Annotated in this window: 9 protein-coding genes, 2 tRNA genes and 1 pseudogene; 2 read left to right on the forward strand and 10 right to left on the reverse strand. The window is 38.5% G+C overall.

Annotation, left to right across the window (positions count from 1 at the left end; all coding sequences use genetic code 11):
- Nucleotides 1-28 precede the first annotated feature (28 nt).
- Both ACKPCE_RS03190 and ACKPCE_RS03195 read right to left on the reverse strand, forming a co-directional pair.
- A complete protein-coding gene (locus ACKPCE_RS03190) occupies nt 29-2,383 on the reverse strand; it encodes a PAS domain S-box protein (protein WP_319504173.1) in 2,355 nt (784 codons plus the stop codon).
- Between the two features lie 176 nt (nt 2,384-2,559).
- Nucleotides 2,560-2,632 (reverse strand) — tRNA-Pro (locus ACKPCE_RS03195).
- Nucleotides 2,633-2,762: 130 nt separating this feature from the next.
- Between ACKPCE_RS03195 and ACKPCE_RS03200 the strand changes: the two genes are divergently transcribed.
- Nucleotides 2,763-2,835, forward strand: a tRNA-Phe gene (locus ACKPCE_RS03200).
- Nucleotides 2,836-3,366: 531 nt separating this feature from the next.
- On the opposite strand, the gene ACKPCE_RS03205 is transcribed toward ACKPCE_RS03200, so the two are convergent.
- The 8 genes and pseudogenes from ACKPCE_RS03205 to ACKPCE_RS03240 all read right to left on the reverse strand — a co-directional run bounded on the left by ACKPCE_RS03205 (nt 3,367) and on the right by ACKPCE_RS03240 (nt 20,786).
- Complete coding sequence (locus tag ACKPCE_RS03205) at nt 3,367-5,397, reverse strand: hypothetical protein (RefSeq protein WP_319504174.1); 2,031 nt, start codon at nt 5,395-5,397, stop codon at nt 3,367-3,369.
- Nucleotides 5,398-5,421: 24 nt separating this feature from the next.
- Nucleotides 5,422-6,417 carry a family 43 glycosylhydrolase gene (locus ACKPCE_RS03210; RefSeq protein WP_319504175.1) on the reverse strand — a complete coding sequence of 332 codons (996 nt, stop codon included), beginning with the start codon at nt 6,415-6,417 and terminating at the stop codon, nt 5,422-5,424.
- Nucleotides 6,414-7,382, reverse strand: coding sequence for a glycoside hydrolase family 43 protein (locus tag ACKPCE_RS03215; protein WP_319504176.1), 969 nt, complete (start codon nt 7,380-7,382; stop codon nt 6,414-6,416). Before ACKPCE_RS03215 ends, ACKPCE_RS03210 begins: the two co-directional genes overlap by 4 nt.
- 5 nt (nt 7,383-7,387) lie before the next feature.
- Nucleotides 7,388-10,018: a family 43 glycosylhydrolase gene (locus ACKPCE_RS03220; protein WP_319504177.1), complete on the reverse strand. Its 2,631-nt coding sequence runs from the start codon at nt 10,016-10,018 to the stop codon at nt 7,388-7,390.
- A 77-nt stretch (nt 10,019-10,095) separates the two neighbouring features.
- Nucleotides 10,096-11,670, reverse strand: a complete 1,575-nt coding sequence (locus tag ACKPCE_RS03225; protein WP_319504178.1) for a RagB/SusD family nutrient uptake outer membrane protein — start codon at nt 11,668-11,670, stop codon at nt 10,096-10,098.
- A gap of 22 nt (nt 11,671-11,692) precedes the next feature.
- Nucleotides 11,693-14,692: a SusC/RagA family TonB-linked outer membrane protein gene (locus tag ACKPCE_RS03230; protein WP_319504179.1), complete on the reverse strand. Its 3,000-nt coding sequence runs from the start codon at nt 14,690-14,692 to the stop codon at nt 11,693-11,695.
- Between the two features lie 305 nt (nt 14,693-14,997).
- Entirely contained in the window at nt 14,998-18,951 is a 3,954-nt protein-coding gene (locus tag ACKPCE_RS03235; RefSeq protein ID WP_319504180.1) for a hybrid sensor histidine kinase/response regulator transcription factor, read from the reverse strand.
- Between the two features lie 18 nt (nt 18,952-18,969).
- Nucleotides 18,970-20,786 (reverse strand): annotated as a pseudogene (locus ACKPCE_RS03240) (glycoside hydrolase family 2 protein).
- Between the two features lie 170 nt (nt 20,787-20,956).
- Between ACKPCE_RS03240 and ACKPCE_RS03245 the strand changes: the two are divergent.
- Nucleotides 20,957-21,832, forward strand: a complete 876-nt coding sequence (locus ACKPCE_RS03245) for a helix-turn-helix domain-containing protein (protein ID WP_319504181.1) — start codon at nt 20,957-20,959, stop codon at nt 21,830-21,832.
- Nucleotides 21,833-21,848: the final 16 nt, after the last annotated feature.

The following is a 21,848-nucleotide window of genomic DNA, read 5'->3' on the forward strand; positions in this document are numbered from 1 at the left end:
CAAATGTCAGCATATTAAGAAAAACTAATTATAAGACCAAAGATTCACCCTCGGGTATGCCATGCAACGGAAGCGTAAAGATAAAAGAGCTCCCCTTGCCTAATTGGCTCTCAACCCTTAATGAACCACCGTTTCTTTTAACAAAGTCACTACAAAGCATTAAACCCAATCCCGAACCTTTTTCATTATTCGTACCATAAGTAGAATGATAATGATCACGTTCAAGCAACTTCTCAACTACCTCCTGCGACATTCCCACTCCACTATCTTTCACGGTAACTGCTACCCATTCATCATCATGAGTCAGCAACACCTCAATAACTCCTCCCTGCGGAGTAAATTTTATAGCATTTGAAAGCAAATTACGCAAAATAAGATTCACCATATTGTAATCAGCAAAAGCATTCACGTAAACTTCCGTATCAAACTTCAGGGTGATATCCTTTTGCAATGCTGTACCTTTTAGCAAAGAAATGTTCTCGGTTACCACATCATTCACTAGTATCATGCGCGGCGCATACTCAATTTCACTTCGCTGCGAACGCGACCAGTTGAGCAAATTCTCAAGCAAATAATAAGTATTGCGCGACATACTTTTCAGTTCATTCAACAATTCAGCCTGCATTTCCGGAGCAATCTCCACGTCGCTGGTCAACAATTCAATTACCTGCATGAAACTACCTATTGGTCCCCTTAAATCATGAGAAATGATAGAGAAAAGCTTATCCTTAGTAGTAAGCAGTTCTTGAAGTTTGTGTTCCGTTTCTTTCTGTTGAGTCATGTCAATATGCGTTCCAACAGCCCGTGTAGGTACCCCGTTAGCATCGCTTTCAACAATCTTACCATGGTCAAGTATCCACTTCCATCCCCCACCTTTGGTCTTTACCCGAAATACAATCTCATAGAATTCACTACCACCCAACCGATGTTCTGCAAAAGCTTTTTGTGCCAACGGCCAATCATCAGGGTGCACCAATTCATTCCAATGACGGCTTGTAGGCTCCACTTCACCGGCATCAAATCCCAACATTGTGAAACAACTATCCGTAAAATAGACTTCATCGGTTATAAGGTTCCAATCCCACATACCCTCCTTGGCACTGGCTAAAGCCATTCTTAAACGTAGCTCACTATTCTTATATTGTTCGATATACGCCTTTCTATCCAACGCACTGGCAATATTATTAGCAATTACATGCATCAAATGACGTTCTTCGGGCTGCCAGACCTTATATTTCGCACAATCATCAAAAGCCAAAAACCCCCAAATCGCATTTTGCACATAGAGCGGATATGCCAATATGGACTTTACTCCTATTTGTTGTATAAAAGTTTTCAGATTATCAGATATATTCGTCACATTCTTAAAGTCAATCAGTACACTCCCCAATTCTGATAGTTGTTTATTCCAATCTGGAATTGCATCAACAGGAACCCGCTTCGTCAACTCTATTAAAGGACTAATTCCTTCAGCACACCATTCATAAATAGTAGAATAGTATTTTCCGTCATCAATGAGCTTCGTTATATTAATTCGACTGACCCCCGAATGCATTCCGACCAAATGGAGCACTTTATTTATCGTATCATTGAAATCAACCGTTGTATTAAATAACTGCGCAACATCTGCCAACAGCTTTTGCTGATAAAGAAGGTAGCGCATCTTAGTTTCTACCTGCTTCCTTTCGGTAATATCTGTTGCAACGGCAAACAGATAGTCTTTATCGCTAATCTTAATATTTTCAATGGAAAAGAGACAAGTCATTAACTCGCCCGATTTGGTTTTTACTGTTGCTTCTCCCTTTGCAGTACCTGTCTTCACATACCTAGCCATAATTCTGCGAAAACGTTCTTCATTCAGAAACAAACCAATGTCCGTCAGTTCCTGACCAGACAACTCTTCAATGGTATAACCGCTAGCCTTACGAAAAGTTTGATTGGCATTATAGATGTATCTACCATCGGTTGAAGCCAGAACCATCATTATTTCTGCCGAATTAAAGATGTGATAAAAGACCTCTTGAGTGAAGTGGTGAGCCGACAGGTTAGTCGCTACAGCAACCAATACATTTTCTTCATTCCACCATCCCACGTAGAATTTGGTATCAACCGGCACTACACCTTGTCTTTTTTTCTGCAATGGGAACGGACAATGTTCCACATCACCTTTGGCAGCCAACGGAAACATAACTCCTACCTCCTCACGATGTTGCGGTAGATACAATGATATGAAATTACAACCCACTATTTCATTGCCATAACCCAGCAAAGAATGTGTGGCAATATTGGTAAAGAGTATTTTTCCGTCCATATCCATGATAAAGAGGAAATCAAGTTCGTCAGCCATCAGCTGATTTAGCCGTTCTTCGGAAATAAAGTTCATATTATGTGGACCGCTAAGTTGCAAAATAACCCGTCTGATTGTTTGAGCTTTAAGATATAACAAATGATACACGCAAATGTATGCATATTCATTTGAAAAAACAATTAAATAAAAAGGCAAAGGATATGCCACACAATAAAATAAGGCCTAATTCATTGAGAACCAGGCCTTATATGTCGGAATGAGGCGACTCGAACGCCCGACCCCTACGTCCCGAACGTAGTGCGCTACCAACTGCGCTACATTCCGATCAATTGCGGGCACAAAGGTAAATCAAAAAATTAAAAAGGCAAAGAATCGACTAAATTTCTTGCAAAAAAACCACGCAGATATTGCAGTATTAAAAAATATATCTATCTTTGCACCCGCAATCACGCAAGGTGCCATAGCTCAGTTGGTAGAGCAAAGGACTGAAAATCCTTGTGTCCCCGGTTCGATTCCTGGTGGCACCACCTTCAAATCAAGCAGTTACAACAAGTAACTGCTTTTTTTGTGCCATAAAATGTTCTTTTTATGGCTCTGGATAAAATCACCAAACGGACTAGTAATGATCCAATCTCTACATAAAAAGCATGAAAAAAAGTATCACCAAGTATCACCAACCTTATAAGAGCCTTATAATCAATCTATTTCGTGTGACACTTGGCTAAAAAAAAGCCTCACCAAGTATCACCAAGTGTCACCAACTTTTCTGCATTGATTCCTTACAAGCATATAGCTATTTATAACCTATATAGAAGGTTTTTCATCAGCATGCTTATACGATTTATTTTGCAGGTGAGCAAATTTCGTCTCCACCCGGATGTACACAGTTTGTACACCCCCATGTACTCGGTCTGTAGACCCGGGTGTACCAGTGCCCTACACCCGGGTCTACAAGAAGTTTTGCAACCAGCTGTAAACTGTTTACTCAGATAAAGTAAGGAGCTAAGCCTCCTTCAGCAGTGGAGAAGCCACTGACAAAGAGACCGAGAACAAACACTTTATCGGTTTAATATAAACTTTTCAGCACGTCCGGGAGTAAACAGCTCCCATAAGGAAGCGACTGTCCAACCCGGGGCAAATATATTATTATAGTACCCTTTGCCATTGCGTCCATAATCCCAGTTGGTATGTTGAACAACTTCAGGATAGTAACCTACTTTAGCAATGCCGCACATATGACCTTCGTAAGGCAACAACTGACGCATAGAAGTTGAAATAACAGCGGCAAACTCACCAAATCGAGGTTCGTTGCATTCTTTGGAAAGCCAGCGCAGCACATCGGCAAATTCAAAAACAAACACATCAATATGATTATTCTCCACAGAAACATTGCCCCAGCCGCGCGTCTTCAGTCCTATGTCACCCAACATCTGTCCTTCAGCAAAAGGAACATCCCAGGTGTAATACCATGAAAGCGCAAAATAAGTGGCTTTTTTAGCTAATTCAGTATAATGCAACCGTTCGGTTCCTTTAGTAGCCAAAGCCAGATAATAAGCCGCAGTAGCGGCATACAAGGAGGCCTCTTTATCTTCACAATTGGCATCAAGAGTCGATGAAAAATAATCGGCTTTCGATATCAATTCCTTTTCCAAATAATCGACCGTACGTTTGGCGCTGGCTAAATAGCGTTTATCTTTGAAATACTTGTATCCCAAAACTAATGGTAACGTGGCCGATGGTGTGCTGCCACCACTTTCATCAACTATAGAGAAATCATCTTTGAATTTACGTGGAAAACTACCATCGACATTTTGTAAACGTAAAAAACGATCAAGCATTGCTTTTACGCGTTTTTCCCACTCAAGATGTTTGCGTTTGTGTTGTTTTTCGTAATTCAGGTAATGCAGCACTGCATATACACCCTCGGACTGACGACGAATGCTGTGATTACTTTCTATATTACCGCGTTTGTAGTGAACTACTTCGTTAAAAAAGCCCGCAGCAGAAAAACCATTTTGCAAGTAGGTATTGAATATATTCACAGCATTATTAATTAAGTCGGCACGATTCTGCTGCTCGCCATATTCCAAAGCATTATAAGCATTAAGCAAGGTGCGTCCCACAAAGCCAACCTCGGCAACGTCTGTATTAGCGCAAGTAGAAGTTTCTAGTTCAACGCCTGAATAATAATGAGTCGGAGTTTCCCCCACATAGCTTTCCACAAAAAAATTACTCATAACTTCTTTCATGCGGTCAACGGAAAATAGAGTTTCAACAGGCTTCGGGCGGTTAGTGTCATAGCTATATTCCCAAGTATGCTGAACAAATTCGGAAAAGTCAGCAGACTCGCCATGAGCCAGTTCCCACGTTAGTTGAACGCTTTCACCCTTTTTTAGTAATTGAAAAGCTTCAACGGCGGGAGCTAGTGTTAATTTACGAATATAAGTTTTAGGAGCCTCTTTATAAGGAAAACCGTAAGAAAGCACTGTCATGCCATTCAGATTCTGGAATCCTGTGTAACCAATAGAGGTTGCGCCCGAAAGAATAATTTCGCCTTCTTTATGAGTTGTAAGTGCCTCTTTATTGAATGCATCCATGCGAATAACCGAAACCGACTTCCCATTTGTTGTATTATAGACAGCCGTAAGCGGTGTACTTAAACGATCTTCCCGAACCAGCCAACTATCCGAAGAATGAAAAGAAGGTGCTTCTTTAGGAGAACGTAAGTTGCGGCGATACCAAAACCCAGGCATATAGAATTGGCAATCAGCATGATTATAGCCCGTTTTAAGTTGTTCACCGTAATTAAAATACACATTACCCAACGCTTTGATAACAACAGTGATACGCTGTCGGCCATTCACATCAAACACCTGACGACTAATGATCAGCGGTAATTTCTCAGGCAACTGGCAAATATACAAACCATCAGGTTGCTTCAAAAGAGACAGTGAATAATGCCGGGCATCATTACCCGGCGTTTTTAGGGAAACGGAAGCCGAAACACCTTCCTGAGCATAAGCAAGAACTTCTGTATTAGTAATACCTACCAGAAGCATAAATCCCCAGAACAATCTTTTTACTCTCATTTTTATTTTTATTTTATGTAATTATTAAAATACCGGTTTGTTAGAAGTTGTTGAAGGAGATCCTCCGGATACTACGGGCCAGCCGTCTTTCCATTCTACCCGGTCCATCATCAATACGCGTCCTTCGGGATTCTTTGTACTTACTGCATGATAAAACATCCAGTCATCCCCAATTTTATCAATCACAATCTCTGAATTATGCCCGGCACCAACGAAAGTGTTATTTTTCTGAATCAATATTTCGTGTTTGTTGTTCATCATGCTCGCTCCGCTTTTGTTCACGTAAGGGCCTAAGAGGCTTTCTGATCGTCCAACAACCGTGGTGTAGGTGCTTTTGAGACCTTCGCAACAAGTTCCGATAGAAGCAAAAAGGTAATAATAACCGTTTTTCTTATGAATATAAGTCCCTTCGTAAGCCGTTCCGGCTATTTGTTGCGGAACAGCATCTTTCTGAAGAGCCAACCCGTTATCCGAAAGTTCAATGGCATATATACCGCTGAAACTACCCCAAAAGAGGTACTTTTTACCACCTTCCTCTATATAAAAAGGGTCGATGGAATTTTGCACATTTATTTCATTGCTACGAAACATTTTACCGTGATCAGTAAAGGGACCTTCAGGTTTATCAGCAGTAGCACAACCGATGCCGCAAGTCCATTCCCCGCCCCATACCGACATAGAATAATATAGTACATACAGATTGCCTATTTTATTAATATCAGGTGCCCACAGTCCTCCTTCAGGTTCAAAGGAAGGACGAGTACTTTCAGTAAAAGCAGTTCCAACAAACTCCCAATCAACAAGATTTTTAGATCGATGAATGGGCAGGTTACGAATATTCTCGGTCGCATACAAATAGTAATAACCATCGTCGCCTTGTATGACCGAAGGATCTGGCAAGCTATAATTTACAACAGGGTTTTTATAATAATCCCCCTTTTCTTCTGGCCGTTCATCTTGTGCCGATGACGAACAGGATGCCAAGCAAAAGCAGGCTAATACGAATAAATCTTTTTTCATTTTATTAATTTAGGGGTTATGTATTCATGACTGACTCTCATACTATCAACTCCATTCACATTATCAAAAAACACTTCGCCAATGTACATAGCACGCGGATGGATATTGTTTTTATCTTTATGAGCATGATAAACAATGCGTAGTTTCCCTGATTTATCAGTAAACAAGGCACTATGACCCACTCCTGTTAAATCTCCGGGATTCTGCAACAAAGGATTTTCCTCATATTTGCTCCAATTACCCATAAGATTTGTAGCAGTAGCACACCCAACACCATAGAAGGGACTTTCATAACTATTGGCAGAATAGGTCAGGTAATAAAGACCTTTATGTTTGATGATAAAGGAACCTTCATTTACCCGAGGCCATACTTCCTCCCACGACTGAGAAACGTGAATGCACGGGTGCATCGTCTCCTTTTTCAGTGTTACCAAATCGTTGTCTAATTCAGCAATCCACACATTATTGCCATCATTAAACCGAACAAAAGAGAGATAAGGAGTCCCGTCTTCATCTATAAACAAAGAATTATCTATGCACTTTTCATCAGCAACCATTGGTTCTTGTTTTGCCTGCACAAAAGGTCCGGCCGGTGAATCTGCCGTAGCAACACAAATATGCTCATCTGCAGAATAATACATATAAAACTTCCCGTTTACAGCATAAACTTCCGGTGCCCAAAACCAGCGATCGGCATATGAATCCTTTTTATCAAGAGCCATCCCACTGTATTTCCAAGTCAACAAATCATTGGAGGTATACACCTCTATTCCATCGGCAGCATGCGTTCCGTAAGCATAATAAACACCTTCATGCAACAATATAAACGGATCACCCAAAGGGACAGGAAGTTCTACTTCATCAACAATAACATCGTCAATGTTCGTATATTCAGAGGAGCACGAGTGGCAAGGAGTTAGTGTTCCCAAAGCCAACAGATAAATAAAAATCAAATGTTTTTTCATGTGGTTTATTTTTCTATGTGATAATATAATATTCCATTATAAGTAGCCGGTGTCTTTCCTGTGCAAAGACCAATACGTGATGCCGGATATTGAATATCAATTTCATCAATTTCTTTTCCATCGACAAATAAATAGAGTTTGTCATTTCGCCTCACTGCACGAAAATTATAAGAGTCTTTAAATTGTTGATGAACTCGCAACTTATAAATGTGCCTTTGAATATCTTCTGCGTTTTTATTTGTGAAACGAATGCCCTCTGCTTTTACTGGCTCTACTGACAAACGATTAAAAGCCGGATGAGCTGCAATCTCCACCAGTTGATTCTTAATGGGCAGCCATTTACCTTCTTGTAAATATTCAATTGTAAATAAGCTGAACATATCATCAACGAATGTCGATTTATGATCTGCATCATGACGATTTAAATAAAAGGTATCGATTAAACAAGGAGATGAGAAACGATAGTTCTTCTCTATAAAATCAGTATACTTCACATCAGTATAAACTGTTTGTATACAACTTAGAGAATATTTTTTGTGCCACAAACTCTGTCCTTTCTTTACAGCAGTCACATCAAACATCCGGGTGGAGCCATTAAAAAATGCTTTCACATAATTGTCCTTATCAACATATATTGGATATGAACCCGAAACAGATTGTTCGGATAAACCAGACAGTTGAAAACTCAATTCGTATTGGCTAAGCAATTCTCCTTTTAGTATATCTCTTTCGGCAGGTAGTGTAACTTCTTCGTCGTCGAAGCCGATGGTATAAGTTACGCCTTCAAAAGTCGCATTTCCCGACTCATCAAACACTCCTGGAACTCCGGGAGTTAAAGCTGGAATTATATCTGAAAAAAGATGTTTTTGTGGGGTCGGTATTTCATCAAGCCAGACCTTCAATATTCCCATATTTCTCTCCACACGAAAATGATGATATACACCCCAACGAAAATCGGTAGGTAAGGGGAAAGTTTGTGTGGACTTAGAACCACCCATGCATGTTTGTAAATACCAGCACTGACTGCCAGCATCTAAACCGATCCGCGCATAATGATTTTCATCCTGCCACCAAGCAACAACACCTGCGTTTCTGGTGGTTTTAATGGCAGTTTCGAACAAATAGGCATTTGATGGTTTTAATTGTTTCAGTACACCAAACGAGGTTGTTTCCATATTCATTGAGAACGTTGGCAAAGAAGGTGTGGGATGATATCCGGCTGTCTGAGGACCGGTTATTCCGTCAACATACATGGTTTTATCAAAGAACTGAACGCGATTAATGTATTGCCCTCTTTGGTCGTTGTTCTTATTTGCCATGTAAACCAGCCACCATTCAAAGCCATTGGGGCCTCTGAGAATATTAGGTTGTCCGGGTGTCATGAGAATATCATCAGCTTTATCATTTCTCATGTCAAACAAAGAAACGTCAAAAAACGGCGAATGCCCTCTTTGGGTTTCAATAGCTAATAGATTATTGCCCTCTTTGAGAATAGCGCATTGCTTGGATTCTAAATTTACAATGCAATAATTGCTACCCCCTTTTTCATAAATTAATAGTCCATTCAAATAAACTTTAGTATCACCCGTGTGCAACACACGCAAAGCCAAATTGCTGGTTTGCTGTGCTGTAAAGTTCTTCCGAAGCCATAAAAAAGAAGAATCCCATTTGGTCCCAAGTCTTCGGGTGGTCGACCCTGCTATTTCTTCTGCAGCAAATCCTCCTTCTCCTTGTTTCCAATGAGAATCCTTGTAAACAGGGAGCGTCCAACCTCCCAATGGTTTTGTTTCTGTATAAGCAAAAAAAGGATTATACTTACCATCATATCTCAAAATATCTACGTAATTTTCTTCCAAAATAGATTGGTTACTTTCTACAACCGGATAACTATATTTGTTACCATTTTGAAAACTTAAAGGTGAGTCGGCCTCAGCCACTCCCAGTTGATAATTGCCCCAATGTGTTGAGGTATGATTTGCATTATACATCATGTAGTAGCGTTGTCTATACTTGATTACCCAAGGGCCTTCTGCCACTCTGTTATCTATTGTTTCCCACGTATTGGGTAATGATGCAAATAAACATACCGGGTCACCGGCAAACTGTGAAGGGTTTTTCATTTTGCGTGCCCAGATGGTATTTCCATCAGTAAACCGCACCATATACATATAAAGTTGTCCATCATCATCCTTAAATAACTTGGGATCTATGCGATTGTCCATCCAACTTTTTTTATCGGGTTCCACGTAGGGTCCCAATACATGCTGACTTTGTGCATGTACAATATGGACGGCATGCTTGTCTTTGCCCCAATAATTGACCGACCAGTATAAATGGAACTGTCCATTCAAATACAGCATGTCATTTGCATGAATCTGACTATTGTCTGCCCCAGTGTTTTGACTCCAATCGTTGTTCATTGACACAACATGAATGGGTTTACTCCAATGGGCCAAATCTTCAGATACATAGAAATCTCCGTTTGTACGAACTCCTCCAAGGTAATACTTGCCATTATATTTCATGACTCCGGCATCTGCAACTCCCGTGAGTACAGGGTTCTGAATATTTTGGGCAAATAAAGAGTTACAACAAGCAAATAAAAAAGGCAATATTGCTTTTCGAGTAACAAGCATAAATGTATTTGTTTATATATACGGAGACTATGCCCAAAAGCATTCAAAGTATTCTTGGCATAGTCTCCATTTATGATTTAGTAACTTGGATTTTGAGTAAGCTGTGGTTCACCGTTTACTTTACTGATATCCACCTCTTTCTGAGGAATAGGCATACGTTTATGTTTGCCTATAACGAAATTAGTAAAGTCTTTGTCTCGAACTTTCAGTTCATCAATACCGGCTTGTGTATCAAGTAATCCCCATCTTTTAATATCAGCCCATCGCCAACCTTCAAAACAAAGTTCTAAGGTTCGTTCAGTCTGAAGGCGCTTCATAAAGGATTCTTTAGAGTTCAAGCTTTCTTTCCAAGGACTATCTTTCAGTTTAGATAAGCCAGCCCGTTCTCTCACTTTATCAACATACACTGCCGCATCGGCCACACTACTGCCTGTTTCAACAAGGCATTCTGCGTAGTTCATTAAAATGTCGGCATAGCGCATGATGCGATAGTTGTTTCGTGCAAAATAATCCTCCCTTTCACGATAGTAAGAGGTGTTGTATTTACGGATATAACAATCCTGAGAATCTTGTCCCCAGCCGGCGGGCCAGCTAGAAGCCTGATAGTTATAATATTTGGCCGACTGATCAGGGAAATCAGTTGCAAAACCTTTATAAAGAATACTATTATATAAACGTAAATCATTCTTGCCATCTGCCCTCTTCTCTTTGAGGAACTCATCAACTAACCAACGGCGAGCCTTACCGTCGCCCCAACCAATTCCACTGGGTGCATAGAATTGAGTACGTTGAAAACCAAAGGCCATGCTTGCATCATTACCTGTACCCCCTTTGTTCAGGTCCGAGAACTGAATTTCAAAGATACCTTCCTTGTTGTTTTCGTTTAGATCAGTAAAATTATCTTCCCGATTAGACAATAGTCCATACAAAGAACCTTCTTTATCAACAAGCCATTTCAATTCTTCTTTTGCAAGATCAAATTTGTGTTGTTGCATGTATGCTTTTCCAAGCAACGCTTTAGCAGCACCCTTAGTTGCTCTTCCTAAATTAGCAGCATCCCATGACTCGGGTAATTTGCTTGCTGCAAAAACCAGGTCCTTCTCTATTTGATCCCATATTTCTTGTTCAGAAGCATCTTTGGGTACGTAATTAGCATCTTGAGGTTCTAGTACCAACGTCCCTTTTTCCCACAAGAGATTTATCTGGAAATACCATAAAGCCCTTAAAAAAGAGGCCTCAGCCAATACCTGATTCTTCTCGGTCTCATCCATCTCAATACCGGGAACATTGGCCAATACTTGGTTACAGCGGAAAATACCGACATAGAAATGTTCCCAGTGTACTACATTCCCTTCGTAAAAATTATAATTTGTATAAAGGAAACGGGTCCAATCGCCCAGTTCTATCCAGGGAGAAGAACTCCATCCTTCATCAGACGCCAAGTCATAGCGAAAAGACAACCAGCGCATCCAGGTACCTTCTTTATACAAGAAGCTATAGCAGGCATTAACTCCAGTCTCAGCATCTGAAGCTGATTTCCAGAAAGTAGGAATTGTTGTTTCATTGGGATTTTCAATATCCAGCAGGCTGGAACTACATCCGGTACACAAAGACAATGCACCGACAATCAATAATCCATATATTTTCTTCATAATATTAAGCTAAATTGATAAGTTAAAAAGTCAAATCAAGACCGAACATAACAGAACGAGTATTAGGATATGAAAAACTATCTGTTCCACTGTTCCATATATTCGTATTCACGAAATCAGGGTCGAGACCTGAATATCCGGTAAATGTTATCAGGTTACTTCCGGTTGCAAACAGGCGTAGTTTCTCAATCCCCAAGTTAGTAAGCCACTCTTTCTTGAAATTATAACCCACAGAAATATTCTTCATTCTGAGATAAGAACCATTTTCAAGGAACCGGTCGGCATCCATAGAATTACGCTGATCTCCGTAAATGATACGAGGTGTATTTGAATTAGGATTGACTTGATAAGGTTCTTCTCCTTTCTTAAAGCGAATGTAATTGGAATTATCAGAGAATAAACGTCCCTGCCATTGGGCTACATTATAAATTTTATTTCCGAATTGCCCATTCCACATCAGACTAAAATCAAAGTTTTTCCACTCAGCATTAAGTACAAGTGATAGTTGCATCTTTGCCCACGGACTTCCACAGAATTGACGATCCTCAGCAGTTATCTGGCCATTATCATCTTCATCCATATATTTCACATCTCCAAGCTGAGGACGTTTACCATTAATAAGTATTGGTTGCCCTCCCGAAGTGATGTAATTATCAATATCCTCTTGTGACTTAAAAATGCCATCAGTCTTGTATAAATAAAACTCTGCTAAAGATTGTCCAAGAACGGTTCTGGCTTGCCCTGAATCGACTTGTCCTTTTCCGTAACCTAAATCAATGACCTTATTGCTTAAGGTGGTAACATTCATTATTGCACTATATTTAAGATCTCCTATTTGATCTCTCCAACCAAGACTCAATTCGAAGCCCTGATTCTTAAGGCTAGCAGCATTGGCTTTCGGAGCTCCTCCTTGGTTACCAGTAGATATTGCTATTGGCATATCTGTCAGTACATCTTTCGTCTTTGAATGATAATATTCAGCACTAAGTGTAAGACGCTGTTTCAGAAAACTAGCATCAAAACCGATATTGATGGTTTCTTTTGTTTCCCAAACAAGTCCACTGTTTACTATTTTCACTTGAGTAGACCCGGGAACCACCGCTCCGCCAAAGACAGTTACAATACTTTGGTTTATGGTTCCCAAATAATCCCAGTCACCAATGGAAGAACTTCCTAAACGGCCCCAGTTTCCTCTTATTTTTAAATCATTCACCCAAGGTAAGTTGAAAAATTTCTCTTTTGAAATTCTCCAGGCAGCAGAAAAAGAAGGAAATGTTCCCCAACGATTTTCCTTGGTTAAACGTGAAGTTCCATCGCGCCGAAAAGTTGCAGTCAGATAGTACTTATCATCGTAATTATAATTGGCACGCCCCAAATAAGAGATCATAGCATTCTTGCTAATACTGTTTGAATTTTGTTGATTACTTTGTCCGGCATTCAAAACTTCAAGATAGCTACCATCACCTAAAAGAGGAAAGTTCAAACGAGAAGCCCACAAACCTTCCCACTCGTGCTTTTGATATGTTGTACCTAATACTGCATCAATATGATGTTTTCCAAAATCTTTATTGAAATTCAACGTGTGCTCCACTAACATATTATAAGTATTGTCACGAGCTTTTTGCCCTTCAGGATCACGATGTTCCTGATTCTGAGTCCAGTTTCCTTCTCCCCGGAACCATGAGTTTTCATAGAAATAAAGATCAATTCCTCCATTAAACTTATAAGACAGAAAATCGAAAGGTTTGAATTCCAACCACAAAGAGCCATTCAGTCGGTTTTGTCTGATATGACGTTCTTCCAGATTTTCACGCGCAATAGGGTTTGTTCCAAATGTATTATACTTAGCAGCATCACCGTAGCCATATCCTCCGGGATTATTTTCATCATACAAGGGAATAGTAGGCATCATGCGCAGGAAATCATTATATGTATTTGTCTGATTAGGATCTGTATTTGTAAGTGAATAAGCCATATTTTCGCCAAAAGAGAACCAGCCTTTTTTCCCTTGCGTGTTTACACGGAAACTGTATCGATCAAAAGTATTTCCATAAGAAACGCCATCATTATTATAGTATCCGGCCGACACGAAATAGCTTCCCGAATCGCCACCACCAGAGAGTGACACGTTATAGTCCTGAACCAAAGCCGTTTTCAAAACTTCATCCTGCCAGTTAGTGTCATAAGATGAATGTTGTTGAGTAGTTGTAACAGAAGCAATACCATCTTTAATTGCTTCTTTATAAGCAATATCATTATATTTAATGTATTCTGCCGCATTCATCAAATCATATTTCGGACTCCATTCAAATGTTTCCTTGGCACTTACATTCACTTTCATCGGGCCTTTCGTCCCTTTCTTAGTAGTAACAATGATTACTCCATTAGCAGCTCTTGAACCGTAAATTGCAGCAGCCGAAGCATCTTTTAGAATTTGAATAGACTCTACATCCGAAGGATTGAAGTCCACACCCGGATCTGTTATCATTCCGTCAACAACCCATAAAGGAGAGTTGTTGCTTAAAGATCCTATACCACGGATTTCAATGGAGGCATCTGCGCCCGCTCTACCGGTACTACGTACATTCACTCCACTAGCCAAACCTTGCAACTGACTTACAATTGTTCCTGCTGCACTCTTCTTCATTTCCTTGGTATCGACAACAGCTACAGCTCCCGTCAAATCTGACTTTTTCACGGTTTGATATCCAATAACGACAACTTCCTCTAATGTCTTTGCATCGTCTTTCATCACAACATGCATTGGACTGCCTTTGTAGGGTAGTTCGCTATTAAGCATACCGATATAGGAGAAAACAAGTATGCTGCCCTTCTTTCCATTAAGGGAGAAATTCCCCTCAACATCAGTAATAGCACCCATCGTAGTACCTTTGACAATGACATTTACACCTGTCAAGGGCTCGTTATTTACATCTGTTACAGTACCCGTAATCGTCACTTCTTGTGCGTAGACTGTAACTGCGGAAACAACAAATAATAAGAATAAAATTTTCCTGATCATCTTTATAGAATTAGATTTTGAACTATGCGGAAAACTGATTCCGCTTTGGGTTACAATTTTGAGAAAAGAATCCTGTCTTTATAATTTAGTTAGAGACAGGTACTTGATTGGAATTTTACGTCATAGGCTTCTGGTTCATAGTATCACAATTTGATTGGTTTTTCGGATTCAAAGATATCTTCATCTAATAAAACAAGATGCAAATATCCTATCAATCTATACAACTATAAATCCAAAAAACGCCTCTTGTCGGGCATACTACGATATGTGACTCAATTGTTCTATCTTTGTAATCAATCCGTTTGTTATTTCACAAAATCTTTAGGTAAGACACCGAACTGTTTTTGAAAACATTTAGTAAAATAAGACGGTGTATTAAATCCGGTCATGTAGCACACTTCATTAATCTTGCACTCACCTTCATTCAAAAGATGGGCCGCTTTTTTGAGACGTTCAAGACGAATATAATCATTAGGAGTCATATCTAAAATACCTTTTATTTTTCTGTTTAAGCTTGATCGGCTCATATTTAGCAGACTAGACATATCATCTAAACAGAAATCGGGATTTTGCAAGTTAGCAATAACTATCTCGTTTAATGCTTTAAGGAAAGCTTCATCAGCTTTGGTCATGGCCATACTATTAGTTTGTACAAAAGGAGAATGCAAGAATGAAGCCCGGAGTTTCTCCCGATTATTTAAAAGATTAGAGACACAAACTTTTAGGTACTCAACTGAAAATGGTTTTTCTATATAAGCATCAGCACCTAGTTTCATCCCTTCAATCTTTGCCTGAAGAGTTGTTTTAGCAGTAAGCAGAATAATTGGGATATGACTGTAATCAAGTTCGGACTTCAAACGTTCACACAGCTCTAGTCCATCCATCTCAGGCATCATAATATCTGATATAACAAGATTGATCGTATTTTCTTCTAAAATCTTCAACGCTTCTACACCATTTTCTGCCGTCAACACCTGATACTCAGAAGATAATTGTTTGACTATAAAAGCCTGCATTTCAAGACTGTCCTCAACGACCAACAATGTATAACGGAACATTCCGGTCTGAACTTGTAATGCGTATTCTTTCAAATTATCTTCATCTGCTTCTGTTTTATTGATCTTGATATTCATTGAATGAACATGCTCAAGCGGAAGCATCAACAAAAAACAATTATTATCTAAAGAATTATTCATGCGAAGCGTTCCTCCGTGTAATTCAGCCAAAGAGCGCGCCAAAGCCAATCCGATGCCAGTACCAGAAGCCGTATTCAGCACTCCCGCTTTATATTGTATAAATGGCTTAAAGATTTCATCACGCATTTCCAACGGTACTATATTCCCATCATTACACATCGATAAATATAGTTCACTGTTTTCAGCATAAAGCTTAATCCATATTTGCTTATCAGAGTACTTAATAGCATTAGTAAGCAAATTACTAATTATTTTAGTCAGGGCCTCTTCATCAACAGAAGCAAATAATGTTTCGGGAGAATCAACAGTAAGTTCAAGACCTTTCTGTCTTGCCATAGGTTTGAATCGCCTATATGTTTTCTGCAAAATATCAGGAATATTACACTCTATAAGGTTTAATTGAAAACCTTGTGTCTCTGTTTTACGGAAGTCAAGCAACTGATTTACTAGGTCAAGCAGGCGATTAGTATTAAGATCCATTATTTCAAGATCATCCTTTATATCCTCAGAAATAGAACGAGAAGTCAAAACATTTTCTAATGGACTTTTAATTAATGTAAGTGGAGTACGAATTTCATGAGCTACATTCGTAAAAAAGTCAATCTTTGCGGTGTATAATTCTCTCTCCTTTTCACGTTCAAACCTCTCCATTGTTTGAACATGTTTTTGCCGTGTTCTTTTTCTAAAAAACACAATAAGGCTCAACAAAGAGCAAAGAGTAAGTATAATATAAACAGCATAAGCCCACGGCGATAAATAAAATGGCGGGCGAATACGTATATTTAAAATTTTCTCTACCGCATTCCACTTTCCATCACTATTAGAGCCTTTGATGTGAAGTACATAAGTTCCGTAAGGCAGGTTTGAATAATTAATAATAGAATTGCGTCCAACAGCATACCATTCACGGTCAAACCCTTCCAATTTATATTCTAAACGATTCATTTCAGGAGCCTGATAGCTTAGTGCAGCAACTTGAAGAGAAAATGAATTCTGATTAGCGTCAAGTTCTATTTCGTCCAAATATGTAATGCTGCCTCTCAGAGGAGAGTCTGGACTCTCTACTGAAAGACGTTTATTAAACAAATAAAAATCAGTAATAACGATAGGAGGAAGAAAACTATTTTCGACAAATGTCTCAGGATCAAAAACAATAAATCCATTTATGCTTCCTAAGTAAATGCGTCCTTTTTTATCACGAAATGCCGATTGAAAATTGAATTGATTACTTAACAAGCCATTTGCAGTTGTATATACTCGTTTAGTATCTGCTTCCGGGTTAAAACAGACTAAGCCATTATTTGTTGTAATCCATAAATTCCCTTTGTTGTCATCAATCATTTCATAAATGGTATTACTAGGAAATCCTTGCGACATATTGTAGCGGGTAAAATTGTCTGTCTGAGGGTTATATCGGCAAAAACCTTCGCCTAAAGTCATAAACCATAAACGTTTCTTATTATCTTCATAAATACCTATAACCTTATTATAAGGCAATGAAGAAGGATTATTCTTATCAAATTGATAATTTTTCCATCTACGGTTACGTACATTATAACAAAATACACCATTAGAGAAAGTAGCAAACCAAAGATTACCATTGAAATCTTCTAATATATCATAAGTAAACATGTTTCTAAGTTGAGGAATGCGCATAAAATCATCTGTACTTCGATTGTATTTTAGTAAGCCTGAGGTTGTTCCTATCCAAATATCTTTTGAGGCTGTTTTACAAATTGTAAAAGCATCGTTAGCCATCATTGAGTTTTCAGTATCACCTTTGGAATAGTGTTTAACTTGCTTTGTTCGTAAATTCACTCTATTCAAGCCCCCCGAGAAAGTTCCAACCCATAGTTCATCTTCATCTAAGCAGAGCCCATGTACGTTTTTATAAATCGCAGGATGTTCGAAAGGTTCAATCTTACCTGTCATTGGATTAAAGTTAAACAAACCTTTATCTTCTGTTCCAATCCACAATGTCCCATCATTACTTTCACAAATTTCTCGAACTCTACGACCAAAATGTTTCAAATCATCTCTGGGATAAAACTTCTCAAAATAAGTCCATTGATAGGGATAGTAGTTGACTCCTCCAAAGTATGAACCAATCCACATACCGTTTTCTTTGTCACGGCAAAGAGAATAAATGGCATTATCTGATAATGCATAAGAATCATCTTGATTGGGAACCGTCACATGAGTTAACACATCTCTTGTTAAGTTATAAATGTATAAGCCGGTTTCTGTTCCTGCCCACAACTCATCATCTGATTTAAACTGTAGCGTACGAACGTATGCATTCAATAGCCTTCTGGTTTTACCGCTTGTCTGATTTATTTCAGTTAAGCCATTGACTGAAGCAACGTAAACACAATTATGCGGTCCATTTACTTGCCAATTTATTATGTCACCTTTAAATATTTCTTCCCCTTCAGAATTTCTAAATGGTTTTAAAGCTGTTTTAAAATTATCTTTTGAATAGTAAAGATTATCAGCATATAAAGCTAGCCAACAGGTCTTTCCACTAAGCCAAAAACGAGTCACATTGGCTAAACCTGAATTCCCCAAATAATTAGTCAACTCCTTACCAACATCACGATAGGAAAATAGGCCTTGATTTTCTACTGATATCCAAATATTATTGTGTTCATCACCTCCTATCATAGTCACAAAATCTTTTATACATATTCCGCTGTTACTAACTTGATTGAAAGCTGAAAAAGAATCCAATTTTGGGTTATAGATATAAACTCCCCCATCAGTACCCACCCAAATATTCCCTTTATGGTCTTCATAAAGTGCCGTGATAAAATTCTTTCCTAAGGTTGAATTTTCCTTCTTATAAACCCGAAAAGAAAGGCCGTCATATCTATTCAAACCATCTTTGGTCCCTACCCACATGAAACCATTTTTATCTTGTAGAATCTGATAAACAGTATTTTGAGAGAGCCCGTTTCTTATATCTAAAGTTCTAAAATAATAATGAATATTATTTTGCGCATAGGAAGGCAATGAAGCCATTATGAACAAAAAAAGGAATAATCTTACCATTTTTGATATCATATAGTCATTTTCAAAAAATTATTTTTCTAACGCATTACAAATACGAGAATTCACTCTTTAATCCGTTCTTCATCTAGTTTTATTACTTTACGATCATATGTCATTAAGCCATTCACTTCAACTTCAACATCGGTTATTTGGGTGTAAACGGCAGCAGAAAAACCTTTCTCAATAAGTCGATAAAGCTTTTCAGCATACTTTATATATTCATCAGTTGCTTCTGTTGAAGAATTAAACTGCACGTATCCCCAGTTTCTATCAGGTTCCCAAACATGATCTTTTAAAACTAAACCTATACCTCCGTATTCGCCAAGTACAGTTGCCCGTTGAGCGTCATAAAGATACAATTCAGGTGCCGGATAATTGTGAAGATCAAGAATATCTCCACAAGTATAATGATTCCCACCGCTGGCCGGATTTACTAAACGGGTGGGGTCATATTGTTTCGTCCAGTCCGCAACTTCAGCTGTTTTGAACTGTCCCCATGCTTCATTAAATGGTACCCAAGTACTAATACAAGGGTATGAATATAGACAGTCTATTATTTCTTTCCATTCTTTACGATAAATAGCCTCAGATGATAATGAACGTTTCATTTCAATGCCATCAAAATACTTTCGATTTTGCCATTGAGGATTGCTATCACCGCTAGGCATATCTTGCCAAACTATAATACCAAGTCTGTCACAATGTGTATACCAGCGAGCAGGTTCTACTTTAATATGCTTTCGAATCATATTAAATCCAAAATCTTTTGTTTTTTTTATATCATACAACATGGCATCATCTGTTGGTGCTGTATAAAGTCCATCGGGCCACCAACCTTGATCTAAAGTTCCAAATTGGAATAATGCTTTATTATTCAACTCCAGACGAACAATACCATGAGAGTCACGACGTACAGAATACTTGCGCATCGCTGCATAACTCTCAACAGCATCTAGTATTTCGTTACCCTTCTTCAAACGAATCTTCAATTTATAAAGGAATGGTGAATCCGGACTCCATAACTTTACATTTTGAGGCATTACAATCTCTACGGGCTGAGAATAAATACTTTTCTCTGTTAATATCAAGTTCTCATCATCATAAACTTCTACTTCTATTACATCAGCATTAATGCTTCCTTCCAACTCTGTCTTTACAATAAGCAAGTGATTATCAATATCAGGAGTGATATGTAAACCTTCGATGTATGCATTAGAAACAGGTTCTATCCATACTGTTTGCCAAATACCAGTAACAGGCGTATACCAAATTCCCTCTGGCTTACTCACCTGTTTTCCTCGTGGTTGAGATGATTTATCTGTAGGATCCCAAACTTTAACCACAACACAATTCTTGCCTTTTGCTAAAATGGCAGATGTGATATTGAATGAAAATGGGGTAAAGCCACCAGTATGACTGCCCACTTTAATATTGTTAACCCATACATCAGCCTTCCAGTCAACAGCGCCAAAATGTAGTAAAATAGATTTTCCTTTCCAAGATGAAGGTATCTCAAAATATCGTTGGTAAACAAGCTCCTGCTGTTCTGTAATTAGTTTTCCAACTCCCGATAATGAAGATTCTATAGCAAAAGGTACAAGAATCTCTCCTTCAAATTTAATAGGTAGAGATTCGCCTTTATTAATGATTGCATAGTTCCATAAACCATTTAAATTTTTCCATTTATCCCGTTCCATGATGGGTCTAGGATATTCAGAAAGAACATTTGAAGGATCAACCTGAGAAGACCATTCCGTTTTAATTCTACTTCCTACAGCTTTCCATTGCGCAAAGGTTTCAATAATAGCGAACATAAAAAATAATAGAAAAACAATAAATCTTCTCATAGTATTACAATAAATTAGTTTTAGATAAAGCAAATATATAGCGATTCCACTATATAAAATAGAATTATAGAACCAATAAATAGAACTTTAGCATTATATTCAATAAAACCAGGATTATTACTTCATTTTTTTTATAAATTGCGCAGCAAAACATAAAACGGCATCATTTTATGACCTTACCCAATGCTATACCCGAGTATAATTTCCACAAAACAAAGTATGGAGCAGAGCTACTTATTGATATTGTGGCGCTGAAGGATATCAAAAAATACCTGCCTCAAAAGCTTTTGCACCGGCTCACCTATTACGACATAACATTCATTACCGAAGGGGAAGGACATTTTTCTATTAACGAACAAGAATACCCGGTTAAGACCCGTGACGTGATTTTTACCCGCCCCGGAGATTACAGACAATGGGATGTAAAGGGAATTAAAGACGGGGTGGCACTGATATTCGAAGAAGAATTTCTGCTGACGTTTTTTAACGATATGAATTTTCTAAAGAATATTGCTTTCTTCAATGCGCAGGGAAATCGGGCATTGCTTTCACTCAACGAGGAAGAATATCTACTCATCTGCCAGCTATTGGGGCAAATTAAAAAGGAAATCAGTAATTATCAACATAAAGACAAGCACCTACTCCGCGCTATTTTGTATCAGGTGCTTAAATATCTGGACAGAATCTATTCTGAAAAAATACCTTGTCAGCCCAATCATATAGTAACAAGCTGCACGGACCGGTTCATGGAGTTATTATCCATAAAAGGCAGGGTGCATCATTCAACTAGTTTCTATGCCAACAAACTGTGCATTACGCCCAATTATCTCAACGAACGGGTTAAAAACGACACAGGCATTCCGGTTACCAAACACATTCAGCATACTCTGCTAATTGAAGCAAAGAAGCAATTATTGTACACGGATCATAGCATTAACGAAATCGGCATGACACTTGGCTTCGAGGATACTTCTTACTTCATTCGTTTCTTTAGAAAACTGACAAAGAAAACACCTGGTGAGTTCAGAAGAAAAGAAAAACCATAAAAAGTACCATTTTTGC

The sequence above is a fragment of the Bacteroides graminisolvens genome, assembly GCF_963666085.1.
Classification (GTDB): domain Bacteria; phylum Bacteroidota; class Bacteroidia; order Bacteroidales; family Bacteroidaceae; genus Bacteroides; species Bacteroides graminisolvens.

Coding starts and splice junctions, on each gene's coding strand:
- ACKPCE_RS03190 (WP_319504173.1), bottom strand. CDS start 2,383: ATGAACTTTATTTCCGAAGAACGGCTAAATCAGCTGATGGCTGACGAA.
- ACKPCE_RS03205 (WP_319504174.1), bottom strand. CDS start 5,397: ATGAGAGTAAAAAGATTGTTCTGGGGATTTATGCTTCTGGTAGGTATT.
- ACKPCE_RS03210 (WP_319504175.1), bottom strand. CDS start 6,417: ATGAAAAAAGATTTATTCGTATTAGCCTGCTTTTGCTTGGCATCCTGT.
- ACKPCE_RS03215 (WP_319504176.1), bottom strand. CDS start 7,382: ATGAAAAAACATTTGATTTTTATTTATCTGTTGGCTTTGGGAACACTA.
- ACKPCE_RS03220 (WP_319504177.1), bottom strand. CDS start 10,018: ATGCTTGTTACTCGAAAAGCAATATTGCCTTTTTTATTTGCTTGTTGT.
- ACKPCE_RS03225 (WP_319504178.1), bottom strand. CDS start 11,670: ATGAAGAAAATATATGGATTATTGATTGTCGGTGCATTGTCTTTGTGT.
- ACKPCE_RS03230 (WP_319504179.1), bottom strand. CDS start 14,692: ATGATCAGGAAAATTTTATTCTTATTATTTGTTGTTTCCGCAGTTACA.
- ACKPCE_RS03235 (WP_319504180.1), bottom strand. CDS start 18,951: ATGATATCAAAAATGGTAAGATTATTCCTTTTTTTGTTCATAATGGCT.
- ACKPCE_RS03245 (WP_319504181.1), top strand. CDS start 20,957: ATGACCTTACCCAATGCTATACCCGAGTATAATTTCCACAAAACAAAG.